We start from the raw sequence: 3,950 nt of genomic DNA on the forward strand, positions 1-3,950 counted from the left end.
GCCATGGTCTGGCCGGCCGGGCGCTGTGCGCTTTCGCCGAGCGCTTGCAGTGGCTCGAGGATCACTTACTGCTCAGCGGCGACGCCTCGATCACCGAGCCGCTGCGGCGCCTGGGCCGCTACGCGGATGCCATCGAATCGCTGCTGGAACAACCGCGTTACCTGATGCTGATGGTGATGGCGACTTTTGTGGTGATCCTGTGAACGAAGTGCACTGGAGCGCGCTCGCTGACTACCCGATGTTGGCGACGCTGCAGTGCCTGCCGCTGGCCGGCGCGCTGCTGCTGATGCTCATCCGCAACGGGCGTTGGGCGGTGGCCATCGGCCGCCTGTTTGCGGTCGCCGAACTGCTGGTGGCGCTCGACCTCTACGCGCGCATCGAGGTGTCGACGCCCGTCCTGCAGTTCGCCGAGCGGCCCGACGTGTTTGCCTACCATGCCGCCGCCGACGGCATCAGCGTGCTGTTCATCCTGCTCAGCGCGCTGCTCGGCGTCCTGCTTTCCTTCTACGGCATGGCGCGGCAACAGGTGACGCCAGTGCATCTGCTCGCCGTCCTGCTGGTCATCGAATCCTCCCTGATGACCATGCTGACGACGATGAACCTGTTGTGGTTTGCCGGTGCCTCGGCGGTGCAGCTGGCGCTGATCGGCTACCTGCTCTGGCGTTGGGCCTCCGCCAACGAGGAGAAGCTGGCCTTGTCGCGCTTCCTGCAGTATCAGCTGTTCGGCTGGTGCCTGTTCGTCGCCGGGGCCGTCGTCCTGGTCTGGAGCCACGTCGACGTGAGCGGTGGTGCGTGGAGCTTCGATCTCTTCGATCTGCTGGCGACGCCGCAGATCGGCAAGTACCAGTCGGCGGCCTTCTACCTGCTGTTCTACGGCCTGGCGATCCGCACCCCCCTCTTTCCGCTGCACGGCTGGTTGCCCAATTCGGCTGGCTACGGGCTGGTCGCCGTCGGCCCGGTGCTGTTGCTCGGGGTCAAGGTCGGCATCTACGGCATGGCCCGCTTCGTGCTGCCGCTGACCGCCGAAGCGGTGGTCATCTGGCAGAAATACGTGGTGGCCTTCGCCATGGTCGGCGTCTTCTACGCTGCGGTGCTGGCGTTCCGACAGGCGAACCTGCGCCGCCTGATGGCCTTTGCCGTCGTCAGCCACACCAGCCTGATCGTCATCGGCCTGTTTACCCTGCACCCGGCCGGCTTGCAGGGCGCGCTGCTGCTGGCGGTGAACTTCGGGCTGGCGATCACTGTCATGCTGATGATGATCGGCTACGTCTACCGCCGCGCCGGCACCACCAACCTCGATCGCCTGGGTGGCCTGTTCGACCGCGTGCCGTTCATCGCCATCGCCTTCCTGATCGGCGGCCTGGCGCTGCTCGGCATGCCGGGGACGCCCGGTTTCGATGCCGTGCACCTGGTGCTCGAAGCGTCGATCCAGACCTTCGGCGCCTTGCCGACGATCGCCACGGCGCTCGGCAACGTCGCCGCCGCGGGTTTCCTGCTGTGGGCTTTCCAGCGCGCTTTTCTGGCGCAGCGGCCGAAGGACCTACCGGTGCGCAGAATCGCCCGTACCAGTGTCATGGAGTACTTTGTCGGCGGCACGACGCTGCTGGTCCTGCTGGTCGCCGGTTTCTTCCCGGAGCCGTGGTTGCAGCTCACCGACACCGCAACGCAGGCGCTGGCCGCCTATTTCGACCATGGCTGAGCTGGCGTCCTGGCCGCTGTTGAGCACCCTCCTGGCGCTGCCGGTGCTCGGCGCGCTGGCTGCCGCGTTCCTGCGCCGCGCCCCATGGGCGCAGTGGATCGCACTGAGCACCGCCGTGCTCACCCTGCTGTTATCGCTGCTGATCGTCGTCGCTTTCGATGGCGCCGACCCCGACTTCCAGTTGATCGACTCGGCGACCTGGATCGCCGGCCTGAACATCCGCTATCTGGTCGGCGTCGACGGCATCTCGCTGCTCTTCCTGCCGGCGACGGCGCTGCTCTTCTGCGGCGCGGTGGTCGCTGGCTGGCGCGTTTGTGCCACGGCCTCGCCTTTGCCTCCCGGCTTGTACTTCGCCCTGCTGCTGTTGCTGGAAGCGGCGACGCTCGGCGTTTTCTGCGCGCTCGACACCATCCTGTTCTTTTTCTGCTGGGAATTCACCCTCTTGCCGTTGTATTTTCTGGTCAGCCTGTGGGGCATCGGCGCCGGCCGGCAGACGGCGGCCGTGCGCTACTTCCTGGTCATGCTGGCGAGCGGCGTGCCGCTGTTGTTCGGCCTGCTGGCGCTGGTTTTCGGCCATGCCGGCCATGCCGGCGATGCTGCGCTGGTCTTCGACCTGCCGACCCTGCTCGCGGCGCCGCTGCCGGAAGGCATGCAGTACGCCGTGTTTCTGCTGCTGCTGGTCGGCTTTGCCGCCAAGGTGCCGCTGGTGCCGCTGCACACCTGGCTGCCGTCGCTGGCCATGGGCGCGCCGGCCGCGGTCACCGCGCTGATCGTCGGCCTTAAGCTCGGTGCCTACGGGCTGATCCGCCTGGCCATTCCGCTGGCGCCGATCGCCGCCAGCGATCTGCACTGGTTGATCGCCGGCCTCGGCACCCTGGCCATCCTCTACGGCGCAGTGGCCGCGCTGGCGCACAGCAACCTGCGCGGCATGCTGGCCTACACCAGCCTGTCACACGTCGGGCTGGTGGTCCTCGCCCTGGCGACCTTCTCTGCCTCGGCGCTGCAGGGGGCGGTGCTGCAACTGCTCAATTTCAGCGTCGCCGCCGGCGGCGGTTTCCTGGTGCTGGCCTTCCTGCAGCGGCGCACCGGCTCGACCGACATCGCGCAACTCGGCGGCGTGATGCGCAGCATGCCCTTGCTGTCGGGCTTCTTCCTGCTCTTCGGGCTGGCCGGCATCGGCCTGCCGGGAACCAGCGGCTTCCCCGGCGAACTGCTGATCATCGTCGCCGCGCTGCACAGCCATACCGGCGCCGGCCTCGCCGCGCTGTTCGGCACGGTGCTCGCCGCCGCAGCCTTCCTGGCGCCTTTTCGGCAAGCCTTCCTGGGGCCGCCACGCAACGCCGACGTGGCCGCCGGGCAGGATTTGCTGCCGCGAGAACTGGCACTGCTGCTGGCCCCGGCCGGGCTGATTCTGGCAGTTGGCCTCTATCCGATGCCCATCCTGGAACTGTTGCGGCCGACCGCCGAGGCCTGGGTGGCGGCGCTGGCGGGTTTGTAGACGCGGGACGGCAGCGCGGGCTGCCGCACGTGCCGCGCTCGACCTGCCGCCAGCTGTGCGTCCGTCGATGAGCCTCGGTCGGCTTGGGCGCTTCATGCCAAACGATTGACTTCGGGCGGTCCGGCCTTACAATCCGCATAGCGACCGCCATCCTGGCGGTTTAGTCCAACAAGGTTTATCTGCCGCGACCCGCCAGCGGTTGAGCTCGGCACTTTCGGTGCGGCAGATAAACGCTATTCGTTAAGCCTCTTATGAAACGAGCCGGTCTTCCTCCGCTAGTCCGTGACATCCAAGATGGTAATGTCACATGGCAACGTCTTGAGAACTTGGACTACGAGTTGCTTGGGTACTTTCTTTCCTGTCACCTCATCATTGAGCACTATCTTGATGAATACCTGAAGACCCGATACCCAAAGTTGGACTGGGACGCATCCAAACAGACCTTTGGACAAAAGGTTTCGCTTCTTGCTACGGACAACTACCCCGAGAAATACAACTCCATTCCAGCGATCAAGCATCTGAACAGCCTTCGCAACAGGCTAAGTCACAACATCGACTTCAAGATCGGTGAAGCAGGCCTTCTTCCTCTCTGCCGCTACCTAAAGAAATGCTGCGGCCCAGATTTCGAGCAGCCGACCGAACCAAAGGAAATACTGGAAATCTTCACCTCAATGGTGTGCGTATGGTTTGCATCCGGAACAACGGTGTCCGGTTGCCTCATAGGTATGCCAACAACAATGGCCGCAGCTGGGC

The 3,950-nt window shown here is 65.3% G+C and carries 3 protein-coding genes and 1 pseudogene; all 4 read left to right on the forward strand.

Going from position 1 to position 3,950, the window contains the following annotated elements; all coding sequences use genetic code 11:
* Positions 1-203 (forward strand): annotated as a pseudogene (locus RUW20_RS21150) (hypothetical protein); the annotation flags it as partial.
* On the forward strand, positions 200-1,699 hold the full coding sequence (locus tag RUW20_RS21155; RefSeq protein WP_313954197.1) for an NADH-quinone oxidoreductase subunit M: 1,500 nt from the start codon (positions 200-202) through the stop codon (positions 1,697-1,699). The pseudogene RUW20_RS21150 and the gene RUW20_RS21155, both read left to right, overlap by 4 nt.
* Complete coding sequence (locus RUW20_RS21160; RefSeq protein ID WP_313954198.1) at positions 1,692-3,197, forward strand: NADH-quinone oxidoreductase subunit M; 1,506 nt, start codon at positions 1,692-1,694, stop codon at positions 3,195-3,197. The genes RUW20_RS21155 and RUW20_RS21160 overlap by 8 nt, the downstream gene beginning before the upstream one ends.
* A 326-nt stretch (positions 3,198-3,523) precedes the next feature.
* Positions 3,524-3,950: hypothetical protein (locus RUW20_RS21165; protein ID WP_313954199.1), on the forward strand; the 427-nt coding region annotated here is incomplete at its 3' end.

This window comes from Accumulibacter sp. (genome assembly GCF_032229525.1).
GTDB lineage: Bacteria > Pseudomonadota > Gammaproteobacteria > Burkholderiales > Rhodocyclaceae > Accumulibacter.